Genomic DNA, 25823 nt, shown 5'->3' with positions numbered 1-25823 from the left:
ATCTTAAGTGTCTTAGGTTTCTTAGGTGGTAAAAAAGAGTTCTTTCACCACCTAAGAAACCTAAGGCACCAAAGGGCCACCTAAAGTTCCACCGCATAAATCTGACTCACCCCCTCAAAGTTCGCCCGGAAAATCACCCATTTCCCATCTGGCGAAAAATGCACATTTGGCTCCAGTCGATAATCATGCTGTTTCATGTTGACCAGTTTTTCCGACCTCAAATGATCCTTCTCGGGGTAAAAAAGGTAAATCCACATACCATCCTTTGCTTTTGCCACCTGACCGGGGTTCCCGCCGTCGCCACAAAACAGTTTTTGATCCCGTGAAATATTGAAATGGATCGACCATTCATCGCGGAGCATTTGATAGCGGGTTTGTAGGCCGTCCGCTACCCGGTACCCATTTAGATAGAAGGTTTCTCCCCGTGGAATTTGCAAATCATACCAAATGGTTTTGCCATCCCAACTCCAAAATTCGTGGCCGGCAATTTCGCGCTCCATGGTACGGGTATGGATTTTTTGAATCACTTTGGTCTTGAGGTTGATGTTCCAGATGCGATCCACCTTGTGCCAGGGACCTTCGTGGCAAAACATCAGCATATTTGGATCGGTGACTGAAAACTGGATGTGGCCCAACCAGGTGTTCTCACTGTGGATTTTTTCCAATGCGCCGGTTCTAAGGTTGATGGTGAAGAGGGTATGGGGGATTTTGGCGTCAAAAATTCGATCGAAGTACTCACCTTTGGCGGGATAAAGCTTATAAATGGAGTCTTTGGCGGGGGCAGCCCAACTGCCCGCGAGCAAGGTCTCATCAGCGTTCAAAGTAGAGATTGATCCTTTAAAATCAGCAGGGAAAACACAAACCAGGCGGGTACTGGCTCGGTCAATATGGGTGGCAAATACACTGTCTTTGACCTGATAAAAAACCTCCCGACGGATTTTTCCGACAATTTCTCCGGCTTTGCGTTCCAACTGATGGGTAAGTTGGGTATGCTTCATCGTTTTTAGGTTGAGCACATAGAGCTGTGCCCCACGGTAATAAACCATCAAATCGGCTTTGCCATCCGGCGTTTTGAGGAATGGATTGTTGTGGAAATAAAAGCTCTCGTTGGGCTGGTCGATGGGCGTGAGCCTTTTGATGTGGTGCCCGGTACTACGATCGATCCATTCGGCGGGCATGGGCTTTTGGGCGCCGGTTTCCAGGGTGGGGATTTGGGCTTCCAAGGGAAGAATATTTAACCATGAAATCCAGATTATGGCTATAAAAAGGCTTGCTTTCATGTGATCGTAGGTTTTGATGGAGGAGGTTTAAAGATAGAATTCCAACCAAGAGGATTTAGTCGAAGGAGATAAAGATTATTTACGCAGCTTTATTTTCAATCAATTGACAGCAAAAGGATTTATAACCAAGGATAAAACTCTGGAAAGGCTCAAAATTAATTCCACCGCCCAAATGTTCGAAGGTACAAAATTGGAACTGCTGCAAAAACTAGAAAACTTACTTAATCCCTATTTCATGACCAAATTTAAGTAGAAATTGGGTACTGTGAATATCTTGCACAAAGGATATCTTTGGCAAACATTTAGGCGAGATTTTACCTTTCTTCAAAATTTCTCCAAAATTTTTGCCACTTTCGTTTTAAATGTTATTTTTACAATTATTCTGACGTAAACGTAAACAATGAAAAACCTGCATCTGACGCTGCTGCTGACTATTGGCAGCCTGGGCCTATTTGCTCAAAACCAGATAGTCCTCAATGCCGACTTGGGCAAACACACCATTAGCAAGCACATTTACGGCCATTTCTCCGAACACCTGGGCCGGTGCATCTACGATGGGATTTACGTGGGCCAAAACAACCCCAAAATCCCCACTGTGGACGGGGTGCGCAAAGACGTGATCGACGCTTTGATCAAATTGAAAATTCCGAACCTGCGCTGGCCAGGTGGTTGTTTTGCCGATACCTACCATTGGAAAGACGGTATTGGGCCCCTCGCCAATCGCCCTACGATTGTTAACACCTGGTGGGGAAATGTAACCGAGAACAACAGTTTTGGTACCCACGACTTTTTGAACTTGTGTGAAAAACTGGGCACCGAACCCTACTTGTCTGGCAACGTAGGCAGTGGTACCGTTCAGGAATTGGCCGATTGGGTGCAGTACACCAACTTTGACGGAGTCAGTCCCATGTCCAAACTCCGCAAGGAAAATGGTCGTGAAAAACCCTGGAAAGTCCGCTTTTGGGGCTTGGGCAACGAAGCCTGGGGGTGTGGCGGCAACATGAAGCCTGAATACTATGCCAACATTTACCGCCAATATGCCACCTTTATGACTTCAACGGGCAATACCCGCCTGTACAAAATCGCATCTGGTGCCAGCGACGCAGATTACAACTGGACGGAGGTCTTGATGCGCGACATTCCTCACAACATGCTCGATGCCGTGGCCCTGCACCACTATTCCGTCATCGACTGGAACAAAAAAGGACCTTCTACCACCTTCTCCGAAGATCAATACTTCACCACCATGCAGCGGGCCTACCAAATGGAAGAACTGGTTACCCGCCACAGCAACATCATGGACAAGTACGACCCCAACAAGCGGGTTGACCTGATCGTGGATGAATGGGGAGGCTGGTACGATGTAGAACCAGGTACCAATGGTGCATTTTTGTACCAGCAAAACACCATGCGTGACGCAGTATTGGCAGGTATGACCCTGAATATTTTCCAAAACCATTGTGACCGGGTGAAAATGGCCAACCTGGCTCAGATCGTCAACGTACTGCAAGCAGTGATCCTCACCAAAGAGGAAAAGATGATCCTGACGCCGACTTACCACGTGATGGAAATGTACAATGTGCATCAGGAGGCTACGATGCTGCCACTGACGATTCAGACGAACCAGTATAAGCTGGACAATCGCCAATTGCCTGCCTTGACTTGTTCTGCTTCCAAAAACAAAGAAGGGGTAACGCATATTTCACTGACCAACATCCACGCTCGGGAGGCCCAGGAAATCACCATCGATTTGCGCGGTGCCAAGTATGCCAGCGTGAATGGTCGGATTTTGACGGCAGCTACCTTGCAGGATCACAATACTTTTGAAAATCCTGAAAAAATCAAGCCTACAGCATACAATGGTGCAACCTTGAGTGGTAGCCAGTTGAAGGTGAAAGTGCCACCATTTTCAGTGGTGGTTCTGGCTTTGAAATAAAAGCTACTTAGATGCCCCTTTAGTGCCTTCGGTTTCTTAGGTGGTGAAAAAGAATCATTATTTCACCACCTAAGAAACCGAAGGCACTAAAGGGGCACCTAAGGTTATGTTTTTAACCAAAAAGTGAAACACACAGGAGAGTACCAGTAGGATTTTATGGGAGAAAGCAGTTACTTTAGACCGTAAACTGCAAGCAATGTCTACCAAGCCCAAACATCCCGAATTATCTGAACGTTTCAACGCGGACGAACCCCGCGTAGACTGGCACGATGCTACACTATGGTGGATTCGCCAAAAGCGGGACAAAGCCGCCCATACCCTTTACGAAGACTGGGAAGCCCTGCGCAACACGGCTTCCGCCATCAAAGACAATGTGTTGGGTAACCTTGCAGATTACCTGGAGTCCTTTGAACGGCAGGCCATTGCTAATGGTGCCACCGTACACTGGGCGGCCGATGCAGCAGAACACAATCAAATCGTACTTTCCCTCCTGCAAAAAGTTGGCGCTACCCGCATGGTCAAATCCAAATCCATGCTCACCGAAGAGTGCCACCTCAATGAATACCTGGCCGAAAATGGCATTGAAGTAGTGGATACTGACCTGGGTGAACGCATTGTGCAGTTGGCCGACGAACCACCCAGTCACATCGTGATGCCCTGCATCCACTGGAAAAAAGAAGAAATTGGCGAATTGTTCCACCAGCACTTGGGCACTCCAAAAGGCAGTGCTGACCCTCAATTGCTGACCGAAGCCGCCCGCCAGCACTTGCGCGACAAATTCCTCAGCCGACGGGTAGCCCTGACCGGCGTTAATTTTGCCGTAGCCGAAACCGGAGAATTTGTGGTATGTACCAATGAGGGCAATGCCGATATGGGCGTTCACCTCGCGGATGTTCACATTGCCTGTATGGGTATCGAAAAAATCATCCCTCGTCGCGAACACCTGGGGGTATTTTTACGCCTATTGGCGCGTAGCGCTACGGGGCAACCGATCACCACTTATTCCAGTCATTTCAAAAGCCCACGAGCGGGCGCGCAGTTACACATTGTACTGGTAGACAATGGCCGCAGCCGTCAGCTGGGCCGCGAGGCCTTCCGCAATTCCCTCAAATGTATCCGTTGTGGAGCATGTATGAATACTTGTCCGGTGTATCGCCGCAGTGGTGGGCATTCGTACCACAACGCGGTAGCGGGACCCATTGGTGCGATTTTGGCTCCCAATCTGGACATGACCAAAAACGCTGATTTACCTTTTGCTTCTACACTTTGCGGTTCCTGCTCCAACGTTTGCCCGGTGAAGATCAACATCCACGAGCAGTTGTACGAATGGCGACAGGAATTGACCCGCCAAGGCAAAGTTGATTTTGGCAAAAAAATGGGACTCAGAATGATGTCCAGCGTGTTGTCCAGTCCAATGGTTTACCGCAGTATGGGCAAAATGGGGCGTTGGACCATGCGCATCATTCCAGGTATGGTCAATAATTCTTTCAATCCCTGGTTCAAACAACGGGAAATGCCGGAGCCACCCAAAGAATCATTTCGGGAATGGTACCTTAAAAACAGAAGTTAAGGGGCGATAAAAAAATAAGTGATCATTTTGCCCCACTACTAAACAGCAAGCCTATGTCAGTTCGAGATCAAATATTGGCCAAAGTGCGGGCCAACCAACCAGTAGATGAACGCCCCTTGCCGGATTTGACTTCCTTTCCAGTGCGGACGAGCGAAGTCTTGGATCAGTTTATGACGGTATTGAGCACCATTGGTGGTAAACCCGTGCAAGTGAAGGATTTTGCAGGTATTGAAGCTTATTTGCGAGAAAACCCATATCCGGGACGCATCATCAGTTCCATTCCTGCCTTGCAAAATTTGGCTGAGCCTATTCTAGAAAATGCGGCCCCGCATGAGTTGGCCAATGTAGAATTGGCCATTATTACCGGTACTTTTGGTGTCGCGGAAAATTCAGCGATTTGGGTGACCGAGGCCAATTTTCAACAACGGGCTGTGCCTTTTATTTGCCAACACCTGGCCATTGTTTTGCCCATAGATGCCATCGTCGCCAATATGCATCAGGCTTATGAACGATTGCAGGGCCAGGAGTATGGTTTTGGGGTGTTTATTGCCGGGCCTTCCAAAACTGCAGATATTGAACAATCGCTGGTGCTGGGTGCGCATGGTGCGCGGACGATGACGGTGTTTTTGTTGGGGTAAAATTTTGAGTTTAAAATTAGAAGCTTAAAATCCCTATTCTCGCCTGAAAATCATCGAATTATCAGTTGTAAAGTCATTGTCATAGTTTGTTTCATCTGCCAAATTTGCTGGAGTTTCCACAAATTAGCCGATGATGCAAAAAACAGGCATAAACCACTCGAATCATCAATACCAGCTTCTCCAACAGCGCTTTGTGGAGCAGTATTCTCATATTTTTTCCAATGACCTGGCTGAAAAAACCGTGGTGGTTATTCCAAGTCTGACATTGGACCAAAAAATCCTTAAAGCCTTACAAGGTGCTCAGTTTTACGAAGAAAGGCTTTTGTGTTTGTTAATGCTCTTGCGTATGCCCCGCACCCGGGTAATTTACGTGACCAGTATGCCCATCGACGAAATCATCATTGATTATTACCTGCATTTGTTGCCAGGGGTCACTGGCTTTCATGCTCGGCAACGGCTTACTTTGCTCAGTTGTTACGACGCCAGCCAAATTTCCCTGACCGAAAAAATCCTCGCCCGGCCTCGGTTGATTCAACGAATCAAAGCGAACATCAAAGGGCAGGAATTGACCCATTTGGTCTGTTTTAACGAGACGCAATACGAACAACAATTGGCGCTGGCTTTAGACATCCCGGTGTATGGCTGCGATCCCGCTTTGTTGTACCTGGGAACCAAAACAGGAAGTCGGAGGATTTTTAAAAAACTGAAGCTGAACTTGCCCGCCGGGATCGAAAACATTCATTCCGAGACAGAGGTTGCCCAGGCATTGTTGCAACTCAAACGCAACAATCCAGCATTGCGAAAGGCAGTCATCAAAATGAACGATGGTTTTTCGGGAGATGGAAATGCCATCTTTCGTTTTCCGAAATCATTGCTGGAGGAGACAAATCCATTGGCGATGATTCAAGAACGATTGGCTCAACAAACCAGCATAGTAGCAGATGGCTTGGACTACAGCAGTTTTATGCAGAAATTCCAAAGCATGGGAGGTATTGTGGAGGAATTCATCGAAGGGGAAATCAAAGAATCCCCCTCGGTTCAATTGCGCATCAATCCTTTGGGCGAAAGTGAAGTCATCTCCACCCACGATCAGGTTCTGGGAGGGGAAAGTGGGCAGGTTTTTCTGGGGGCCATCTTCCCGGCAAACCTTGAATACACTTACGAGATTGCGGCTATTGGCAAAAAGGTCGCGGATGAATTGCGGAAAGAGGGCGTTTTAGGCCGTTTTGGCATTGATTTTATTTCGGTAAAAGAAGGCAATACCTGGAAACACTACGCGATTGAAATCAACTTGCGCAAAGGAGGAACAACCCACCCTTTTTTGATGCTCCAGTTTTTGACGAATGGGGTGTTTGACTGGCAAAAAGGAATTTACCAAATGCCGAATGGCCAAACCCGCTGTTATTTTGCCTCGGATAATGTGGTCAATGAAAAATACCGGGGACTGTGTCCCCAAGACCTGATCGACATCGCCCATTGTAACCGCATTCAGTATGATGGAGTTACCCAATGTGGGGTTACTTTTCACATGATTGGAGCGCTTTCGCAATATGGAAAATTGGGTATGGTCTGTATCGGACGCACCATTGCCGAAGCCCAGGCTTATTTTGCCAAAACCATTGATATTTTAGACCAAGAAAGTGCCCGATATTAAATTTTGGTGTAACTATTTAGCAGCCGCCTGCGGCGGGATTTTTCACCACGAAGACACTAAGACGCAAAGACACGAAGAGACAACATTTTTGCGCTTAATGTCTTTGTGCCTTAGTGTCTTAGTGGTATAAAATAAAAAACCGCCGCAGGCGGCTGCTAAATAGTTACATTTTGGTAATGGTTTTTTTGCCTCGTTTTCGCAAATTACCTTTTACCCATTTTTCCAATTCCACCGCATGAAATACGACTGCTGCTAAGCCCAAACAAATGCCTAACTCCCGTAAAGACAAGGGCTGGGTCCGGAAGATAGTATTGAGGAAAGGCACATAAATCACCGCCAATTGTAGCAAAAAAGTAAAAAAGACTGAACCAATCAAAGGTAAATTGCTGAACAAACCTTGCTGAAACAAGAAACTCCGCTCACCGCGTACAGCCAAGGCGTGGCCCAACTGAGCAAGAGAAAGCACCGTAAAAACCATCGTCTGCCAATGTCCGCCCTCCTTTAAACTCCAGGCCTGAACCCCCAGCGTAACCCCCGCCATCAACAAGCCCACCCAGATGATGTGGTAACCCAATCCTTCGGCAAAAATGTTCTCATTGACACCCCTTGGTGGACGTTTCATCACATCCTTTTCTGCTTTTTCGCCCGCCAGGGCCAAACCGGGTAAGCCGTCAGTAACCAGATTGATCCACAAGATATGGATGGGCAAAAGGGGCATCGGCAAACCAATCAAGGGGGCTAAAAAAATAGTCCAAAGTTCGGCACTGTTGCAAGTCATGATGTACTTGATGAACTTGCGGATGTTGTCGTAGATCCGGCGACCTTCTTTGACAGCCTTGATGATGGTGGCAAAATTGTCGTCCAGCAAAATCATGTGCGCTGCCTCCTTGCTTACATCGGTGCCGTTGATGCCCATGGCGATGCCAATATTTGCAGCTTTGAGTGAAGGAGCGTCATTTACTCCATCGCCGGTCATGGCGGTGTAGTGGCCTTTGGCTTGTAAGGCTTTGACGATGCGCAGTTTCTGATCGGGTGAGACCCGGGCATACACTGTGGTGTTTTCCACCTGCTCCAAAAACGCTTCTTCCGAGAGTTGGGCCAGGGTTACCCCGGTCAAGGTTTGGTCATCCGGTTTTAAGATCCCGATTTCCCGGGCGATGGCAGCAGCGGTAGCCGGGTGGTCTCCGGTAATCATCACCGGATGGATGCCTGCGGCCCTGGATTCCGCTATTGCACGTTTAACTTCTTCCCGAGGTGGATCGATGATGCCGACCACCCCGGCAAAATTTACTTGATTTTCTACGGTTTCATACGAAAAGGGCTGGGGCAAAGCCGTCAAAATTTTATAGGCAAAGGCGAGGACCCTTTGTCCTTCTTGAGCCCAGGAATTGGACATTTCTTCCAGATGCTGCTGGTTGAGGGGGGAATTCAGTACAGGCATTAAGGACTCACTTGCCCCTTTGCTCAACACCAAAAACTGCTCACCAAACTGGTGTACTGTGGTCATACACTTGCGGTCGGAATCAAATGGCAATTCCGCAACCCTGGGAAATTGTTGGGTAAGTTTTTGAAAGTTTTCAAAGCCCAACTGAGCAATAGCTGATTCTACGATAGCCACTTCAGTGGAATCCCCTTGAAGTTCAGTCTCTGATTTTACATTGACGTCCTGGTTGAGTGACATGACCAGCAAGAGGGGGGATACTTCAATGCCATCAATAAAAGGCTCCGTTGCAAAACTGCTGACCACCTTCATTTTGTTTTGCGTCAAAGTCCCGGTTTTGTCACTACAGATGTAAGACACCGAGCCCAGGGTTTCGACAGAAGGCAACTTGCGAACCAAAGCCTTCTTTTTGGCCATCCGATTGGCACCACGGGCCAGCGCGATGGTCATCAGGGCGGGCAAAGCCTCCGGGATAGCTGCAACGGCGAGGCTGATGGAAATCAACAACATTTTTAACTCGTCTTCACCCCGCAACCAACCCGCAACGAAGATGATGACGCAGATGAACAGAATGATGTAAGTGAGGTTTTTGCCAAAGGCAGCCATGCGCCTTTTCAGCGGAGTGTCAACCTCGTCGCCCTGGAGGAGCTGGGCAATTTTTCCCAGTTCCGTTTGCATACCCGTGGCCGTGACTACTCCCAGACCACGCCCGTTGGTGAGTAAGGTGCCCTTGTAGGCGAGGTTGAAACGATCACCCAATGGACTATCAGCCAGTTCTAAAGTTTCGGTCAGTTTATCCACTGGAACGGACTCACCGGTAAGGGTTGATTCGTCGATGCGCAGGTTGTTGGCTTCCAGCAAGCGTAAATCGGCGGGGATTACATTGCCCGCTTCCAGCAAGACCACATCGCCGGGGACAAGCTCAGTGGAAGAGAGGTTCTGCACAGCGCCGTCTCGGCGGACATTGGTCATTGTGATGCTCATTTTTTTGAGCGCGTCAATGGCTTTTTCGGCCCGGTATTCCTGGATAAAACCGATAACTGCATTCAACAAAACAATGATCAAAATGATGATGGTGTCGGTGGTTTCTCCTACAATTCCTGAAATAATGGCGGCAACCATCAGGATCAAGATCATAAAATCTTTGAATTGAAGCAAAAACATCAGCCAGGGCGGCTTGGGCTTTTTCTGTACCAATTCATTGGGGCCGTACAAGTTTTGGCGATTGACTACTTCGGGAGTAGGTAAACCTCCCAGCTCGGTTTTGAGCAATTCCAGGCTTTTGGCAATGTTTTGGGTATGGAAATTGGTCATTGGTTTGGAGTTTCGGTCAGGTGATTTTTTGCCAACAATAGTGCGCCACAGCAATGTCTTCAATGGCTAAACCCAGGGATTTAAACAGGGTTTTGCGTGATTTATCGACAAGATCTGGCTTGGTCAAAATCTCGTGAATATCCCCTTTGATCAAGGGCCTAACTTTGGCTTTGTCACCCACGGCCAGGATCAAATCCCCAGCTTCATTGCTGGCGGATTCGTAATTGTCGACAAATACATCGGAATCAAAAATGATCTCAGGTGCCAATTCCCGGAAATTGGGCGTACTGGCACCAACAGCGTTTACATGCACATTGGCTTTTAACCAGGGATTAAAGACCAAAGGCTCTGCCGAGGAGGTCAGGGTACAAACAATGTCGGCCTCCTTCACGGCAGCTTCTGCACTTTGGCAAGCAATCAATTCAATATCATTGTGGTGTAAAGATTGCTCTTGCACAAAACGCTCAACATTTGCTTGGTTTTTGCTCCAAACCTGCACCCGATTGATTGGCCTTACCAACCGGATGGCTTCCAGGTGAGTGACCGCCTGAGTACCCGTACCAATCAGGCAAAGGGTTTTCGCGTTGTCTTCAGCAAGCAGATCCGTCATCAGGGCACTGACCGCGGCGGTGCGAATGGCGGTCACTTCATCCGCATCCATACTCAATAAAAGCATTCCGTTTTCAGCATCAAAGAGGTGAATGATTCCCTGGTGAGAGCTCAGACCTTTTTCATAGTTCTGCAAATACACGCTGATGATTTTAATGCCCATTACGCCATAGGGCTGTATGGAAGCAGGCATCATGCCGAGAATGCCGCCATTGGGCAACATCATCTTGGGGCGCAAAGGATTGATAAGGTCTTTTTCAGGGTCCAGGCTGAACAAATTGCGCATGACCGCAATACATTCGGACATGGACAGGAGGGCTTTTATCTGTTGTTGATCTAAGTACTTCATGTTCTAAAATTACAGAAAAATCCTCATGCCTGGCCTTTTAACTTTTCTAAAATAGGTAAAAATGCTATCTTGGTATAAACTTTAAATGCTATGCATCCTCGGATTGACCCGGTACAAATCTCTAGCATTGCTGAACATCCTGAACCCGTGTTGCGCAACCTGCTAATTACCCAAACCTACAGCGAAATCAATTTGGCTTTAAGTAAGCTTTTGGGAAAAAACAATGTCAGTTGGTGCGCTTATGCCACCTGGGCATCCAAAACTGCTGGAAAATTTATTCGATTGGAAAATGTAGATGCAGCAATTGAAGAGTTTTTGCGCGGAAAGGACTGGGTAAAAGAATTGACTCGAGTAATCCCTGGTGCCATGACTTGGTTTGGTTGGAGAGTTAAAATCAATGATTCTTTTTTACTCAATATCCTCAACAAAACAGCAAGGGCTGCGGCAACTGAAATTGCGAAAGGAAACCTATTGGTTTTTGCTGAATTGGCCCCTTTGTACGCGCAGTTTTTGCAACTCATTACAACAGACCCTAATCAAAAAGATCAAAATCTAGCGGCATTTTTAAATTATTTGCACCAAAACCAAACCGAAGAAAATTCCTACCAGAAACTGGTCCAGGCCTATACCGCCTATCAAGAAGCAATTTTTGAGACTGACCCCAAAGCTAAAGCAGAGTTGATTTTTTATGCCAATGTATTGGTTGGCTATCACGAACAAATCCGGCTAAATCCAGCCATCAACAACTCTTTGGACGCACCCGTTGAGCAGATTTTTAAAAAGGAATTGCTGGGTGGATTAGAGCGGTTGATTGAAGCAAGTATTCCCGGTTTTTTGTTCACACTGATTTCTCCATTGCTTAAAAACAGCGTAACACCAGTTGTTCATCGAATGTCTACCGACTGGCGGAAGATTTCAACCAAATTCCTCATGCGGATTGAAGTTCCAGACGGGCATTTGGATTTATCTGAGGATATCCCGCTCATTGCTTATGAGTCAGGTAAAATGTTCCCGGAAGAATTGGCCGAGATTCGCAATCCAGCACTGCTAAAGGTACTGGAAGAGCTGGATCATAGCATAAATTCCAGCAAAGGAAGCGCTGCCAAAGATTGGGGAGATTTGGGGGAAAGAATGAATTTTATCGCCGACTTTTTTCGATCGGCACAGCAGAACGCGCACCTCTTTTGGCCACCTTTTAATGCGCAACAAACGGCATTGATCAAACTAGGTGAGGTTCCAACCGGGAGATTGTGAGGCTTGTTTGATCAATCCAGGTATTCCCGATAAATGGCTCGATAGCCTATTAGTCGAGCAAAGGGGGCAAGGATGGAGAATACGATTTTCTGCACAATCGGGCCAGGTTTGGCCAGGCGGTACACGTTTTTAAAACGAGTGACAAGGACTACACTTTGTAATAAATTGGGCATGCCATCGGCTTTTACCTTACCTGCTTGAGCTAGCCCCATGCCCATTTCCAGAAAATACTCGGTATCCAGGGCGGGTCGGACCTGCCAGTTTAAGACTGTTTTTTCTTTTGAATGGTTCCACATGGAATGGACTTGATTGGGGAAAATAGTGAGGGTATCGCCTGCATTAAGAACCTTTAAATCACCATTGAGACGTACAGAAACGCTACCACTTAAAACTTTGAAATGCTCTTCCTGTTGCGGATGAAAGTGAGGCATTGGTTCAGTGGAATGGGGTTGGTAGGTGCTTTCCATTTCCAGGAGAAGCCCTTGAGTGTCGCGGCTGGTTTGAATGAATTTTATGGATTGCCCGGTGATGGGGTTGGTGACAATTTTGGATGGGTAGGCCATTTTCTTTTTTCCACATGAGACAATTAGGGAGTCTGGTTGGTGGCAAAAAGTAAATATCAAAGCGACATTTTTTACATAAATCTTAGTATCTCGAATTTTGAAGCTACTTAGGTGTTTCCTTAATTGCCTGAGGTTTCTGAGGTGGTGAAGAACATTGCTATGCAGTTTTTTCACCACCTCAGAAACCTTAGGCACTTAAGAATTACCTCAAAAGGCTGAAGCGTATTAGTGCCCCGCCTTCACAGCCACATCGCGGTCAAAATCCAACCCTTGGTGCTTCAGAACGGTTTGAACCCGCACACCAAAGAACAACAAGTAAGCAAAACAAAGCAATGGCACAACATAAGACAGTTTAATGCCAATTCCATCTGCCAGTGCCCCTTGGGTAACCGGAACCACCGCACCACCCAAAATCATCATGATCAGGTAAGCGGAGCCCTGGTTGGTGTATTTGCCCAAACCTGCAGTAGCCAGCGAAAAAATACAAGGCCAAAGTACTGAGCAAAACAAGCCGCCGCTAATGAAGGCAAACAAAGCCACTTGCCCGGAAGTGAGCATACCAATAACCATGGCCACTCCACCCAACAAAGAGAAGAGCACCATAGTGCGAATGGGCTTTTCTTGCGCTGCAAAAAACGCGGCGATGATGATCAATACACAGAATGCATAGGTATAGAGCGGCGAAACATCTGATCCACGCAGAGCGTTGACAAATAACACCACTCCGAAGGCTACAAAAGGAGTAACGAAGGTCAAGAGGGTTTTTACCGCAGGTCTAAAATTGAAATTGCTCAAGGCTGCAGTCCAACGCCCCATCATCATACTGCCCCAAAACAGGGAGATGTATTCAGAAATTTGAGAAGAATCCAGGTTTTGGGTCTTGCTCAAATATTCGCCCAGGTTGCTACCAATGGTTACCTCTGCACCTACATAGCAAAAAATGGCAATCATTCCGAGCACCAATTGCGGGTATTTCAACACCCCGGTACCAATCTGGACGTCCTCGTCATTGGTGATGGTAGGCAATTTGGAAAAGCGGAAAAACAGGGCAAAGAGGATAAAAATCACCCCAATCACCAGGAAAGGCATTTTTACCGCTTCAATACCGACCCCTTCGGGAGCTGCATCACCAACCGAGCCAAAAATGACAAAACTGATCAACACTGGCCCGATAGTTGTCCCCAGGTTGTTGACCGCGCCACCCAGGTTGATGCGGTGTGCACCCGTTGCTGGATCGCCGAGGGCAATCATAAAGGGCTGAGTAGACGTTTGTTGCAGTGAAAACCCAAGGCCGACCACAAACAAACCACCCAAAAGCAGCGGGAAAGATTGCAAGGAAGCAGCAGGGATAAACAGCAGGGTACCTACGGCAGAAATGATAAAACCGTACATGATCCCTTGACGGTAACCAATGCGGTTGAGGATATCACCCTTGAGTGCGGCAGAAACCAAAAAATAGAGGATTGAACCTACAAAATAAGCAGCGTAGAAGGCGAAATCCACCAATTGGGATTGCCATTGCTGCAAATTGAACTGCTCTTTGAACATCGGAATCAGGATGCCATTTGATGCAGCGATAAAACCCCAAAAGAACCACACGCTCATCAGGGTGTACAACGCAGTACGGTTGTTCATTGTGTTGCTATTTTTTTGACCAATAATCCAATACCAAAACTTTGTCCAAATGAGGTTTTAACACCTCCACAAAAGCTTTGTGTGCAGGGTGGGGGAGGTATACTTCCCGATCTGCTTCCGAAGCAAAAGTGACGAAAAAACAGTGGGTAAACCCTTGGTTGAGGTTCTCTGGACTGTTGTTCGTGCCCCATTCAAAGCTTTTAACTTCTTTGATCTGCTTGGGCAGGGCCCGAAAGGCGTCCTCTACTTGTTTCACTTCGGCTGGACTACTGCTGTCCTTGAACTTGAACAATACTGCGTGACGTAGGAGCATCTTTTTTCCTGCATTAGGTGATTGGGCCTGCACTGTGGCAGTGAGCCCACAAAGTAGTAAGGCGATCGTTAGTAAGGTTGGTTTCATGTTGAAAATTTGAAAATTAGTTGAGGAGTTGAGAGGTTGAGGAGTTGAGGCTACCGCAGCGACTTGGGCATTACCGTACTCAACTTCTCAACTTCTAAACTCCTCAACTTTAAAGCATTGAGATTGGACTCGGGACTATCCGGTAATCCTCGTTAAAGGTAGCCAAATATGCCATATCTGTATCACTGATGGAGAAATCAAAAAGATCAAAATTTTCTTGCAGACGTTTTGGATTGGCTGACTTAGGGATGGTGGAAACGCCCAGTTGGAGGGCCCAACGCAGGATAATTTGAGCAGGCGTTTTGTCGTATTTTTGGGCCAAGCTCAGCAATTTTGGGTCATTAAAACGTTCGCCACGCACCAAGGGGGTGTAGGCCTGCAGCACAATTCTTTCACCTCGACAACGCTGCAGCAAATTGGCTAAAAACAAATAGGGGCTGAATTCCACTTGATTAACTGTTGGGACGATTGCGGCACTAGGCAACAATTCATCCAAAAAAGGCTCCAAATAATTGGCAACCCCAATGGCCCGGACCTGCCCTTCCTGGTACAAGCGTTCCAGCGCCCGCCAGGTATCCTGTCTTTTGTTTTTGATCGGCCAATGGACCAGGTAAAGGTCAATGTACTCACAGTTCAATTTGCGTTGACTGTTTTCAAAAGCCCGCAAGGCCTCGTCATACCCATGATCCGAGTCATTGACTTTAGTGGTCAGGAAAATTTCCTGACGAGGAATCCCGGATTGACGAATGGCATTGCCAACTTCAACTTCGTTGGTGTACATGCTGGCGGTATCAATCAGTCGATAGCCTATTTCCAGGGCTTGAAGAATGGCCCTTTCGGCTTCCTGATTGTACATGTCATAAACACCCAAGCCCAACAAGGGCATCGAAACGCCATTGTTGAGCTCGGTGTAAAAATCCTGATAAGATGGTAACAGCATAAGGATGGGTTAAAATGGATGTGCAAAATTACCATTTTTCCAATCCCAGCAACTTTTTGCCCAATGAACTTAATTCAGCCGTTTGGTAGCGGGTTTGTTCCCACTTGCGAGGGTCGCCCGGGAAAGCATAACCTTCAGGTGCAATGCGATCTCTCCAGGAATTGAGGCGCCAGTTCAATAATGCCTGGTCTTCTTCCTGGGCTGGCATCATGGAAATGTACTGAGCGATCCGCACCTTATCCTTACTCATATTTGGGCGGATGCCGTGGGCCAGGCTGGAGTTGAAAATCAACAAATCGCCGGCTTCCATTTTTACTTTTACCAGTTCAAATCCAGTCACATCTGGCTTGAAGTGATCGCGGTCGGCTGGTTGCGTGAGCTTCCATGTATCATAGGTGCGGAACAATTCAGGGACACACTGAAATCCCCCCATGTTTTCATCGGTTTGGTCGGCCAAAGCCAGTACGCCTTGGACATTTTGGGGTTTTGTTTCAGGGTCGTAATCCCAGTGGATAAAACCTTTGAACTCATGCCCGGGGCGAGAGGGGAAATTCAAATTGGCCCTGTCGATGGTTACCCACAATTTTTCGGTACCCCAAATGTCCACAAAAGCGTTGTACAAACGTTCAGATTGCCGATTGTCCCAGAGGTATTGGTGGTTGTATATTTCTACCATTCCGCTGTTGGTCAACTCCTTCATTCGCATTTCGGCGCGAGCGGGGGCGTACCAGGTTTCTGGGTCTTTCGGGTCTTTTTCTTCAAACTCCCAAAGTAGTGCAGCCATTTTTGCGCAGTTTTCCTTGGGTACAGCACCTTTGACAACGATGTAGCCATTGTGTTGCCAAAACTGCCAATCTTCTTCTGACAACACGCGGAGCGGTTGGCCATTCGAACGATCACTGAGCTTGGCCTGACTGCTTTTTGCGGTAGAGGGGTTACCGGGGATATCTTCGTGATTGTGGTCAAAGGTCATTGTTGGTGTCATCGAGGGTGCCATGGTGGGTGTTTCAGGTTGCATGGTATTGGATTTGATGGTGAAAAAGGAACTGTTGATTGATAAAGCAAAATTATCCAAGCGACAGTGCCTTTTCCACCCCCAGAATTGCATTTTTTTGTTCTCCATTGACCTATTTGGGCTAGAAAATCAATTTGATTAGTTATTTTTGAACAAAAAAGCATGAAAATCCAGTTTGAAGACATTCGACCTGATACGGATCGTTCTTTCCGGATTTTGCTCACCCCACGTTTGCACAACACCTTTTTGTGGCATTACCATCCCGAATACGAACTGGTTTACATTGAAGGGGCCAATGGCACCAGACACATCGGAGATCATATCTCGCGTTACGAAGGCAGCGATTTGGTTTTTATTGGCCCCAATGTGCCACACCTCAATTTTGATTACGGGGTAGAGCATGAACATTACAAAATTGTCATTCAACTCAAGGAGGATTTTTTGGGCAAAAGCTTTTTTCTGGCACCAGAGCTGAGCGATGTGCGGCATTTGTTTGAACAGGGTAGGGAAGGGGTCTCTTTTTTGGGAGAAACCAAAACCACGATTGGGCAACGACTAAAACGCTTAGTCAATCTGAGTCACTTTCAGCAGCTTATGGAGTTGTTGGATATTTTTCAAACCCTGGCTTTGAGTACTGATGCACAAAAGCTAGGTGCAACGCCCATCCAAAATGAGCAATACTTTCAGGACCAACAAAGGCTGCAGCGGATTTATCATTTTGTAGAAAAACACCACCGGGCTAAAATCAGGATGGAGGAAATCGTCGCATTGACCAATTTATCGAACGCTGCCTTTTGCCGGTATTTCAAAAAAATGACGGGTATGACCTTTACCGAATTTTTGAACCAATACCGAATCAATACGGCTAAACGCCTGTTGTTAAAGCAATACAATGTATCAGAAGCTTGTTACGAAAGTGGGTTTGAAAACCTGTCTCATTTTAATAAAACCTTTAAAAAGTTAAATGGCGAAAACCCGAAGGACTTTCGAAGACGTCATCTATCCTCCTTTTAAATTGCATTTTTGCCCCAAATGGCAACATTTATCTGGTATTGACTTTTAGAATTGAGTACCTTTAATGCTGTTTTACACCCAAAATTCATCACAATGGCTGTTTATAACCTAAATGTCAATGGGAAAAAAGTAACGGTGGATGTTGAGCCAGACATGCCTTTGCTTTGGGTTCTGCGCGATTTTGCAGGACTGAAAGGGACCAAATTTGGTTGTGGTATGGCGCTTTGTGGCGCTTGTACCGTCCACTTGAATGGTCAGCCCATCCGTTCCTGTCAAACTCCTGTATCTTCTTTGGCCAAAAGTGCCAAACTGACCACGATTGAAGGCATTTCGGATGGAGTTACCCTCCATGCCGTGCAACAAGCCTGGATCGAAGAGCAAGTGCCGCAATGTGGCTATTGCCAATCCGGCCAGATCATGTCAGCAGTTGCCTTGCTCAAAACCACTCCTGATCCAACAGACGAAGACATCAACAGTGCCATGAGTGGTAACCTCTGCCGCTGTGGCACTTACGACCGCATCCGCAAAGCCATTCACCGTGCCGCTGATTTATCCAAAACCAGTGGCGGTGGCAGCCAGAAAGTAGGCAAAGCCGGCGGTAAATAATCCCTCATCCTCAATTATCAAGAGCTTATGGCACCAAATTCCAATAGTCGTCGCGAATTTTTGAGGCTAAGCAGTTTGTCCGGTTTGGGACTGATGCTGGGGGTCTCCTCAATCGCCAAAAATGCTTCGATCGTCAAATTGACGGAAGAAGCCTTACAACTTGAAATCAACCCTTTTATCATCATCGATAATTTGGGCAACATCACCCTGGTCAACCCACGCCCAGACATGGGGCAGGGTTCAACCCAGGCGGTACCTTCCCTTTTGGCGGAAGAACTGGAAGTGAGTTTGGAAAAAGTCAAACTCATCCAGTCGGATGGAAAATCCAAATACGGTAGCCAAACCTCTGGCGGTAGCAGTAGTGTACGTGAATTGTGGGAGCCACTGCGCAAAGCTGGCGCAGCAGCCAAAGAAATGCTGACAGAAACTGCCGCCAAACGCTGGGGAGTCTCAATTGACAAATGTTACGCTGAAGATGGTCGCATTCACCAACGCAACAGCGATAAAAGTTTCTCCTACGGCGAATTGGCCGATGAAGCTTCCAAATTGCCGATCCCCAAAAATCCTAAACTGAAGGATCCGAAGGATTTTAAAATCATTGGCAAAACCAAACCACGCCTGGATGTGCCCGATCGGGTAACTGGCAAAGCAGTTTTTGGGATGGACGTAGATGTGCCTGGAATGGTTTATGCGGCTATTCTGCATGCTCCAGCCATCCATGGCAAAATCGTCTCCATTGACGATACAGCTGCTAAAAAAATCCCTGGAGTCATCAAGGTTATGAAGGCGGAGCGCCCCATGCCCCACCGGACTTCAGAAGCAGTTGCAGTGATCGCGACCAACTGGTGGGCTGCCCTCAAAGCCAAAAAAGCCCTGAACGTAACTTGGGACAACAGTGGCCTTGATAAAATGACCACGGACAGCTATTTCGCCAAAAGTTACGAAGCCGCTAAAGCGGAAGGCATCAATTTTGAAGAAAAAGGGGACATCGATCAAGCTTTGGCGCATGCTGAAAAGACGCTGGAGGCAGTGTATGAAACACCTTTCCTGGCGCATGCCCCGATTGAACCTGAAAACGCCATCGCTCATGTCAAAGACAATGGGGAGGTGGAAATATGGGCTCCGATTCAAGGGCCAGATTGGGCATTGAGGGACGTAGCGGGTTACCTCAAAGTGAAACCAGAACAGATCAAAATCAACGTCTTTTTGTTGGGTGGAGCCTTTGGCCGCAAAGCTTATCACGACTTTTTGCTGGAAGCCTGCTTTTTATCCAAGGAATTGAAAAAACCGGTCAAAGTCATTTGGACTCGTGAGGATGACATTAGCCAAGGGCCTTATCGCCCAGGTATGTTGAGCGCGATGCGTGGCGCAGTAAACGGCAAAAAAATCGCGGCATTCCACCATCATGCCATCGGTGAGTCTATTAATCGCCAGGTGTTTAATGGCTTGAAGGACCACGAAGTAGATGATTGGATTACTGGCGAGTTGAGTGCTGAAAACCACAAATACAACCTCCCGGTTTGGAAACTGAGCTGGAGCAATGTCAAAACTGATATTCCAATCGTGTGGTGGCGTTCGGTATATGCTTCCAATTTTGCCTTTGGACAAGAGTGTTTTATGGATGAACTCGCGCATGCAGCGGGTCAGGATCCGATTGAAGCTCGTTTGGGGGTACTTCAGGATGCTCGTTTCAAAAAAGTGCTGGAAGTAATCTCCGAAAAAGCCAACTGGAAGGAAAAACTACCCGCGGGGCAAGGCCGGGGTGTTGCCATGTTCAAAAGTTTTGGTAGCATCAGCGCTTGTTGTGTGACCGTTTCCAAACAAGGCGACGGCAGTGTCAAAATTGATAAAGTAGTATCCGTTATCGATTGTGGCTGGCACGTTAACCCTGACAACGTCAAGGCACAAACCGAAGGCAACATCGTAATGGGCTTAACTGCAGCTATTAAACCTGGCATCACTTACGCTGGAGGCATGGCGCAACAGTCTAATTTCAACGATTACCCAATCATGCGCATCAATGAAGCACCGGAGATGGAAATTCACATTGTTAACAGTGGAGAAGTACCCGGTGGGGTAGGCGAGCCTGGCTTGCCGCCAGTAGCGCCTGCTTTGGCGAATGCCATTTTTGCGGCTACGGGCAAGCGTTTGCGGAAGTTGCCGATTGATTTGAATAATGTGTAAATGATAGAACAAGAACGGAAAGCGTTAGAAGCTTTCCGTTCTTTCTTTTTATCACGTTAGCCTAGTTTTGCCCCGTTTTCTTCTTACCCGTCGGATTATTTCGATCGTAAATGACGTTCTTTTTGGCGTTCAGCGGTGTTGGTGTTGGGGCTTCTTCCAGAATTTGTGTCTCCAGCTTATCCACATAGGCCAACTTCCCCTGCTCAATTTTAAAACCTTCGTAAGTACCATCGGGTACATTTACTGGCCCGGATTTGGCAGTGCCGTTGTAGGGGATCAGGTGGTCGTAAACAATCATGCCCATGGCTTCGTCCCAGTTCATTTTTACACTGGTTTCGGCACTGTATTCCAGGAGTAAGCGGTTTACGGGCCCTTCATTGTTGATGGTTTTAGGAAAAACGGGCGCACCAAAGACTACTTGATCATCCTTGAAGGTCAAAACATCAATGACTTTACGGCGCTTGAAAAAGGAATAAGTATCCAGTCCGAAAAGCAAATACTTAGGTCCAGCGGGGTCTTTGAGTTTCAGTATGTTGTAATAAATCACCCCATACCAGTTGTCTGGCCCGTTGATGGCTTGTTGCACATCTTCCATCTTGGCCGAGCGATCCACCAGGGGATACATTTTTAGTTCGGGGCTATTCATTTGTATAACTCCATAATAATGGTAAGTATTATCGTCAACAAAAAGCTGCCAGGTGAAAATCCGGAAGGTACTGTCGGGTGCGTATTGGATAGAGATCGGCTTGAGCCGTGCAAACTTGTATTGGTAGGAATTGGTAACTTTCAAGGCTTTTTTGAGGGTCAGGATCATCTTCCGGGTTGCCGCAAAACGACTCTCCGGCAGTGAATCATTGATCACTAAAAAAGAGAGCACCCCTAGGGTATCTTCGTAGAGTTTGAGTTCTTTTTGAGCGGCAGGGCTCAGTTTGGTTTTGTTTTGGGCCTGGCCAAATACTGGAATCAAAAGGCTGAAAACGAGCAAGAAAAACAGATTACGCATGGCTTGAATTGATGGTTATTACGCCACATTAACGACAGAAGTACATTTTATTATTGCAAAAAATAAGTTAAAAAAAAAGCGCTTCAGTCCAATCGACTGAAGCGCACTCAACAAACACTTAGTAACTTATGAATACAATACGCTAGGTCAGTAAAAAACTAGACCGTAATAATTTAAACAAACTCAAAGGTTACAATGCATATTCATTTGCGTCAATCAATACGTCAGCTATCATTCGACGCAAGGCTTTGACGTTTTGGGCAGGATACTTCGTGAAGCGCTTCAAGCCCATTAACATCGTACGCAGCAGGTCTCCTTCAGCAAAAGAAGCCAGTGCATCGGTACCATTTTTGTTCATGCGCAGGGTCGCATCGTGGATGAAAACGCTCAGGATGGCATCGTATACTTCCTGTTTTACTTTGCCCGTCATCCCGGCCAGTTTTTCAACCCGCAGCAAGAGCGATTCCGCCAAAAACAGATCCGACAACATATCGGCAACGTTCATGATGATCTCCTGCTCATTTTTTAGATCGAGTTTGCCTTCCATCTGCAATTTTGCAGCAGCGCCAGCTACCATCAAAACGGCTTTTTTGAAGTCTTTGACCGCTTTGCGCTCTTCAGCATAAGGTCCTTCTTCCTTCTCAAAACCAGGCATGGAAGCCAATTCTTTTTGCACCTGCCAGGCTGGCCCTACGATGTCGAGTGCTCCTTTCATGGCGCGTTTGAGCAACATGTCGATGCTCAAGAGGCGGTTGATCTCGTTGGTGCCTTCGTAAATGCGGTTGATGCGGGCATCGCGGTAAGCACGTGCAGCAGTTCCTTCCTCGGAGAAGCCCATTCCACCGTGTACCTGTAGGGTTTCATCCACTACAAAATCCAGGGCTTCGGAACCAGTTACTTTCAGGATGGAACATTCGATGGCGTATTCCTCGGCAGCTTTTAGTTTGGATTGGGCAAAATCCAGTCCTTGGGCTTCGTACTCCTGCTTTTTCAATTCCAGCAAATTGGAAACCCGATAAAGGGCTGATTCGGTGGAAAAAATGCGGATGGTTTGTTCAGCCAGTTTATGTTGGATGGCTCCGAAGCTAGAGATTGGCACACCAAACTGGATGCGTTCGTTGGCGTAACGAATCGCAGTGGTAACACTGTATTTTGCACCACCTAAACTGAGGGAGCACAATTTGAAACGGCCAATATTCAGGGCATTAAAGGCGATCAGGTGGCCTTTGCCGATTTGACCCAAAACATTGTCGGCGGGCACTGGCGCATTTTCAAAAAACACCTGACGGGTAGAGGATCCCTTGATGCCCAATTTCTTTTCTTCGGCGCCCAAAGTCAAACCGGGGGTATCCCGCTCTACGATGAAACCGGTAAATTTATCGCCATCAATTTTGGCAAAAACGATGAACAGGTCAGCAAATCCCGCATTAGAGATCCACATTTTTTGTCCATTGAGCAGGTAGTTTTTACCATCGGCGCTTAAGTCTGCCCGTGTTTTGGCGGCTAGGGCATCTGAACCAGAACCTGGCTCGGTGAGGCAATACGCTGCTTTGAGTTCGCCGTTGATCAGGCGGGGCAGGTATTTTTGTTTTTGCTCTTCGGTGCCAAAATACAGGATCGGCAACATACCGATGCCGATATGAGCCGCAAAAGAAACGGTAAATGCTCCAGCTGGGCCGAGTGCATCACCAATCAGCGTATTGGTATTGGTATCCAATTCCATTCCGCCGTAAACTTCAGGCATATGGGTACCCAGGAGCCCTAATTCCGCCATTTTTTCCAACAAGCGTGGGGCGATATTGTCTTCCTGGTTTTCAATTTTTTCAATGTTGGGGAAAATTTCGTTGTGCAGGAAATCCCGGACGGTTTCTTGGATCATCCGTTGCTCCTCGTTCAATTCTTCGGGGATGAAGATGTCTTCAGCCAGGGAGTCCTTGATTAAAAATTCACCTCCCTGAAGTGCGGTTTTGCTCATCACAGCTTCCATAAGTATATTGTGTTTGTTCGTTCAATGAAAGAATTAGCGAAAATTCGCTACAAAAATAAGCGCAAGTTTTGAATTTGTAAAGCCCTGATCGAAATTTTTAGCGAATTTTCGCTAAAAATATTTTTTGACCTCAAAAATTAAAGGAACTATGGATGCGTTACCTTCTGGTTAAATGATTAAAAACAATCCAGTCATGAGAAAACACCTTATCCCTTTGGTCATTGGAACCTGCTTTTTTGCTTCCCTTCAGGCCCAGGTAATGGGCAACTATGCCGAGCAAAAAAAGCAAAGCAATGAATACCAGCAAATCCAGTCGAATGCCAATTTGAATGCCCAGTACCGCTCCATTCCCCGCAGCGCCAAATTGCAGGACGACAACAGCATTGAAATCACGATCAATACGATGTCCAATCAGCGGGCAAGTTCTTACACAGCTGTATTCACCATGTTACAAGTTGCCAAAACAGCCGATGAGACCAATACTTTACTCAACAATCGTTTGAATAATTTCCTCAACGACCTCAAAGGACTGGGTATCCCCGAGACGGATGTTTATGTGGATATGGTCAATTTTTTGCCCAAGTATGAGTATGATGTGAGCAAGAAGATTTTTTCCAAAAAGACCCTTACCGAAATCCCCAAAGGTTTTGAATTGCAAAAAAACATCCACATTCGCTACACCAAGCCTAGCATTTTGGATCAGATCGTTACTGCTGCTGCCAAGCAGGAGATTTATGACATTGTGAAAGTGGATTATTTCATCAAAGACCAGCAGAAAGTGTATCAGGAACTACGCTCTCTCTCTTTTGATTACCTCGAAAACATCAAGGATTCCTACGCAAAAATGGGGATTAAACTGGATTCAGCCTACACCATCACCGCAGAAAATGCCTGGGTAGCTTACCCAACAAATCGTTATGAGAGTTACCAGGCCTTTAGCACCCAGTCATTGGATGCTTCAGAAAAAAACAACTCAGTGGTTCAACCTGCCGATAAACCTACCCTACGTTTTTACAATGCCGTAGCGGCAAATGATTACGACATTGTGATCAATCCGGAAATATTGGAGCCAGCGGTGCAGTTTTCGTACAACCTGGCGGTAAGGTTTAAAATGCCGGAAGCGAAGCCAAAGGTGAAAACTGAAGTGAAAAAGGAGTTCATTTTGGTGACGCCGACTGGGGAGGTGAAGAGTTTGAAAATCGAGTGATTTTACACCAGATAGTTAAGCAAATCAGCCCTAAGGTGTTCTAAGGTGCCTAAGGTGGTTCAAATTATACATTGTTTATTTTGAACCACCTTAGGCACCTTAGAACACCTTAGAAGTGTTTAATTAGAAGCTCATTTTGCTCAAATTCGCGAATGAATTTTTCAAAGTCGCCTCCGGTGTTGGCGTCAAATCTCTTTCCAGGTAAAAATGCTCCACCCCGGATTTTTGACCAGCCTGGAGCATTTTTGGGATATCAAAAACGCCTGTTCCCGGATCAGCCATTTTAGAAAAAACCGCCATCCACTGATCTGGAGTTCCTCCATCGCCAGTAAAACGCACTTTTTCTGCAGCATCTTTGATGTGCATCAATTTAAAGCGTCCGGGGTAACGGTTCAGGTAATCCACCGGATCGGCACCAGCTGCACTCATCCAGAAGATATCCAATTCAAATTTGACGTTTTTGCTGTCCGTATTTTGTAGGAGGTAATCCATGGGGACGACTCCGTCCATTTTGGCGTGCTCAAAGCCGTGGTTGTGGTAAACGAAAGCCATGCCGTATTCCGCCATTTGTTTGCCAAAGCCATTAAATTCATCCGTCAGGCGTTTGTAATGATCCAAAGTACGTCGATCATTGATGTCACTAAGGGCAGGTAGGGCAAGGTATTTTACCCCAAGTGGTGCAACTGCATCCAGGGTTGCTTTGAGGTTTTTGCGGAAAGTAATCAGATCCAGGTGCATGGAGGGCGTTTTTAGTTTAAAATCGCTCAACATGCTTTTGATTTCCGGAATGCTGTAGCCATAAAAGGCATTGCGTTTGATGCCCAATTGGGCGGCCAGGCCCTTCCAACTTTCAATGGTTTCGGGGGCACTGAATGGGTAGGGGCCAAAAAACTCCACCTCTTTGTAGCCAATTTCACTCAGCAATTGCAGGGTGCCCTTCAGGTCTTTGTCTACCATTTGGGGAATGGAGAACAATTGTACACCCAGATTTTTCTTCTTTTTGGTCATATCGTCCATTAGGTTTTGGGCAAAAGGACTCAGTGCGAAAGCTGTTGCCCAGCCTGTGCTTTTGATGAATTGTCGACGATGCAGCATGATTCAGGATTTTGCAGGGTTGAAAATTTTTTGATTGGAGAAAGGTCGAAAAAAAAAATCAGCAAGGCAATACTGCAATGTGTATTTTTTACACAAAGCAGTTGAGCAAAATGATCACTTATTTTTTTA

20 protein-coding genes are annotated in these 25823 nt (G+C 46.7%); 9 read left to right on the top strand and 11 right to left on the bottom strand.

Features of this window, described 5'->3' with window-relative positions:
• Window positions 1-80: 80 nt before the first annotated feature.
• Window positions 81-1280 (bottom strand): oligogalacturonate lyase family protein, encoded by a 1200-nt coding sequence (locus ACO08K_RS25750; protein ID WP_421799361.1) that lies wholly within the window; start codon window positions 1278-1280, stop codon window positions 81-83.
• Between the two features lie 400 nt (window positions 1281-1680).
• On the opposite strand from ACO08K_RS25750, the gene ACO08K_RS25745 reads away from it, so the two are divergent.
• The 4 genes from ACO08K_RS25745 to ACO08K_RS25730 all read left to right on the top strand — a co-directional run bounded on the left by ACO08K_RS25745 (window position 1681) and on the right by ACO08K_RS25730 (window position 7078).
• Window positions 1681-3216, top strand: coding sequence for an alpha-N-arabinofuranosidase (locus ACO08K_RS25745; RefSeq protein WP_421799358.1), 1536 nt, complete (start codon window positions 1681-1683; stop codon window positions 3214-3216).
• 196 nt (window positions 3217-3412) lie between these two features.
• On the top strand, window positions 3413-4786 hold the full coding sequence (locus ACO08K_RS25740; protein WP_421799357.1) for a lactate utilization protein B: 1374 nt from the start codon (window positions 3413-3415) through the stop codon (window positions 4784-4786).
• Between the two features lie 53 nt (window positions 4787-4839).
• Window positions 4840-5424 (top strand): LutC/YkgG family protein, encoded by a 585-nt coding sequence (locus tag ACO08K_RS25735; RefSeq protein ID WP_421799356.1) that lies wholly within the window; start codon window positions 4840-4842, stop codon window positions 5422-5424.
• Between the two features lie 130 nt (window positions 5425-5554).
• Complete coding sequence (locus tag ACO08K_RS25730) at window positions 5555-7078, top strand: ATP-grasp domain-containing protein (protein WP_421799355.1); 1524 nt, start codon at window positions 5555-5557, stop codon at window positions 7076-7078.
• Between the two features lie 163 nt (window positions 7079-7241).
• Here the strand turns inward: ACO08K_RS25730 and ACO08K_RS25725 are convergent, their stop codons facing one another.
• Window positions 7242-9833 carry a cation-translocating P-type ATPase gene (locus ACO08K_RS25725; protein WP_421799354.1) on the bottom strand — a complete coding sequence of 864 codons (2592 nt, stop codon included), beginning with the start codon at window positions 9831-9833 and terminating at the stop codon, window positions 7242-7244.
• A 16-nt stretch (window positions 9834-9849) separates the two neighbouring features.
• Window positions 9850-10791 carry an ornithine cyclodeaminase family protein gene (locus tag ACO08K_RS25720; protein ID WP_421799353.1) on the bottom strand — a complete coding sequence of 314 codons (942 nt, stop codon included), beginning with the start codon at window positions 10789-10791 and terminating at the stop codon, window positions 9850-9852.
• 90 nt (window positions 10792-10881) lie between these two features.
• Here ACO08K_RS25720 and ACO08K_RS25715 point away from each other — a divergent pair, with 90 nt between their 5' ends.
• On the top strand, window positions 10882-12045 hold the full coding sequence (locus tag ACO08K_RS25715) for a hypothetical protein (RefSeq protein WP_421799352.1): 1164 nt from the start codon (window positions 10882-10884) through the stop codon (window positions 12043-12045).
• An 11-nt stretch (window positions 12046-12056) separates the two neighbouring features.
• On the opposite strand, the gene ACO08K_RS25710 is transcribed toward ACO08K_RS25715, so the two are convergent.
• From ACO08K_RS25710 to ACO08K_RS25690, 5 genes are all read right to left on the bottom strand, one after another.
• Complete coding sequence (locus ACO08K_RS25710; protein WP_421799351.1) at window positions 12057-12608, bottom strand: cupin domain-containing protein; 552 nt, start codon at window positions 12606-12608, stop codon at window positions 12057-12059.
• 225 nt (window positions 12609-12833) lie between these two features.
• Window positions 12834-14243 carry an MFS transporter gene (locus tag ACO08K_RS25705; RefSeq protein WP_421799350.1) on the bottom strand — a complete coding sequence of 470 codons (1410 nt, stop codon included), beginning with the start codon at window positions 14241-14243 and terminating at the stop codon, window positions 12834-12836.
• Window positions 14244-14250: 7 nt separating this feature from the next.
• The gene (locus ACO08K_RS25700; RefSeq protein WP_421800581.1) at window positions 14251-14556 is read right to left on the bottom strand and encodes a Dabb family protein; all 306 of its coding nucleotides are present in this window, start codon (window positions 14554-14556) and stop codon (window positions 14251-14253) included.
• A gap of 196 nt (window positions 14557-14752) precedes the next feature.
• Window positions 14753-15583 carry an aldo/keto reductase gene (locus tag ACO08K_RS25695; protein WP_421799349.1) on the bottom strand — a complete coding sequence of 277 codons (831 nt, stop codon included), beginning with the start codon at window positions 15581-15583 and terminating at the stop codon, window positions 14753-14755.
• Between the two features lie 28 nt (window positions 15584-15611).
• On the bottom strand, window positions 15612-16601 hold the full coding sequence (locus ACO08K_RS25690) for a phytanoyl-CoA dioxygenase family protein (RefSeq protein ID WP_421799348.1): 990 nt from the start codon (window positions 16599-16601) through the stop codon (window positions 15612-15614).
• A gap of 159 nt (window positions 16602-16760) precedes the next feature.
• Between ACO08K_RS25690 and ACO08K_RS25685 the strand changes: the two genes are divergently transcribed.
• The 3 genes from ACO08K_RS25685 to ACO08K_RS25675 all read left to right on the top strand — a co-directional run bounded on the left by ACO08K_RS25685 (window position 16761) and on the right by ACO08K_RS25675 (window position 20402).
• A complete protein-coding gene (locus ACO08K_RS25685) occupies window positions 16761-17612 on the top strand; it encodes an AraC family transcriptional regulator (protein ID WP_421799347.1) in 852 nt (283 codons plus the stop codon).
• Window positions 17613-17705: 93 nt separating this feature from the next.
• On the top strand, window positions 17706-18218 hold the full coding sequence (locus ACO08K_RS25680) for a (2Fe-2S)-binding protein (protein ID WP_421799346.1): 513 nt from the start codon (window positions 17706-17708) through the stop codon (window positions 18216-18218).
• 27 nt (window positions 18219-18245) lie between these two features.
• Window positions 18246-20402: a molybdopterin cofactor-binding domain-containing protein gene (locus ACO08K_RS25675; RefSeq protein WP_421799345.1), complete on the top strand. Its 2157-nt coding sequence runs from the start codon at window positions 18246-18248 to the stop codon at window positions 20400-20402.
• Between the two features lie 61 nt (window positions 20403-20463).
• Here ACO08K_RS25675 and ACO08K_RS25670 read toward each other — a convergent pair whose 3' ends face one another.
• Window positions 20464-21405: a hypothetical protein gene (locus ACO08K_RS25670; protein ID WP_421799344.1), complete on the bottom strand. Its 942-nt coding sequence runs from the start codon at window positions 21403-21405 to the stop codon at window positions 20464-20466.
• A 190-nt stretch (window positions 21406-21595) separates the two neighbouring features.
• Window positions 21596-23392 (bottom strand): acyl-CoA dehydrogenase family protein, encoded by a 1797-nt coding sequence (locus ACO08K_RS25665; RefSeq protein ID WP_421799343.1) that lies wholly within the window; start codon window positions 23390-23392, stop codon window positions 21596-21598.
• A 193-nt stretch (window positions 23393-23585) separates the two neighbouring features.
• On the opposite strand from ACO08K_RS25665, the gene ACO08K_RS25660 reads away from it, so the two are divergent.
• Window positions 23586-24599, top strand: a complete 1014-nt coding sequence (locus ACO08K_RS25660) for an SIMPL domain-containing protein (RefSeq protein ID WP_421799342.1) — start codon at window positions 23586-23588, stop codon at window positions 24597-24599.
• 123 nt (window positions 24600-24722) lie between these two features.
• On the opposite strand, the gene ACO08K_RS25655 is transcribed toward ACO08K_RS25660, so the two are convergent.
• Window positions 24723-25694, bottom strand: coding sequence for a sugar phosphate isomerase/epimerase family protein (locus ACO08K_RS25655; protein WP_421799341.1), 972 nt, complete (start codon window positions 25692-25694; stop codon window positions 24723-24725).
• Between the last annotated feature and the right edge of the window lie 129 nt (window positions 25695-25823).

Origin of the sequence: Haliscomenobacter sp., assembly GCF_965225875.1 — a bacterium.
Taxonomy (GTDB): Bacteria; Bacteroidota; Bacteroidia; order Chitinophagales; family Saprospiraceae; genus Haliscomenobacter.
This window is presented reverse-complemented; position numbering and strand designations above follow the sequence as displayed.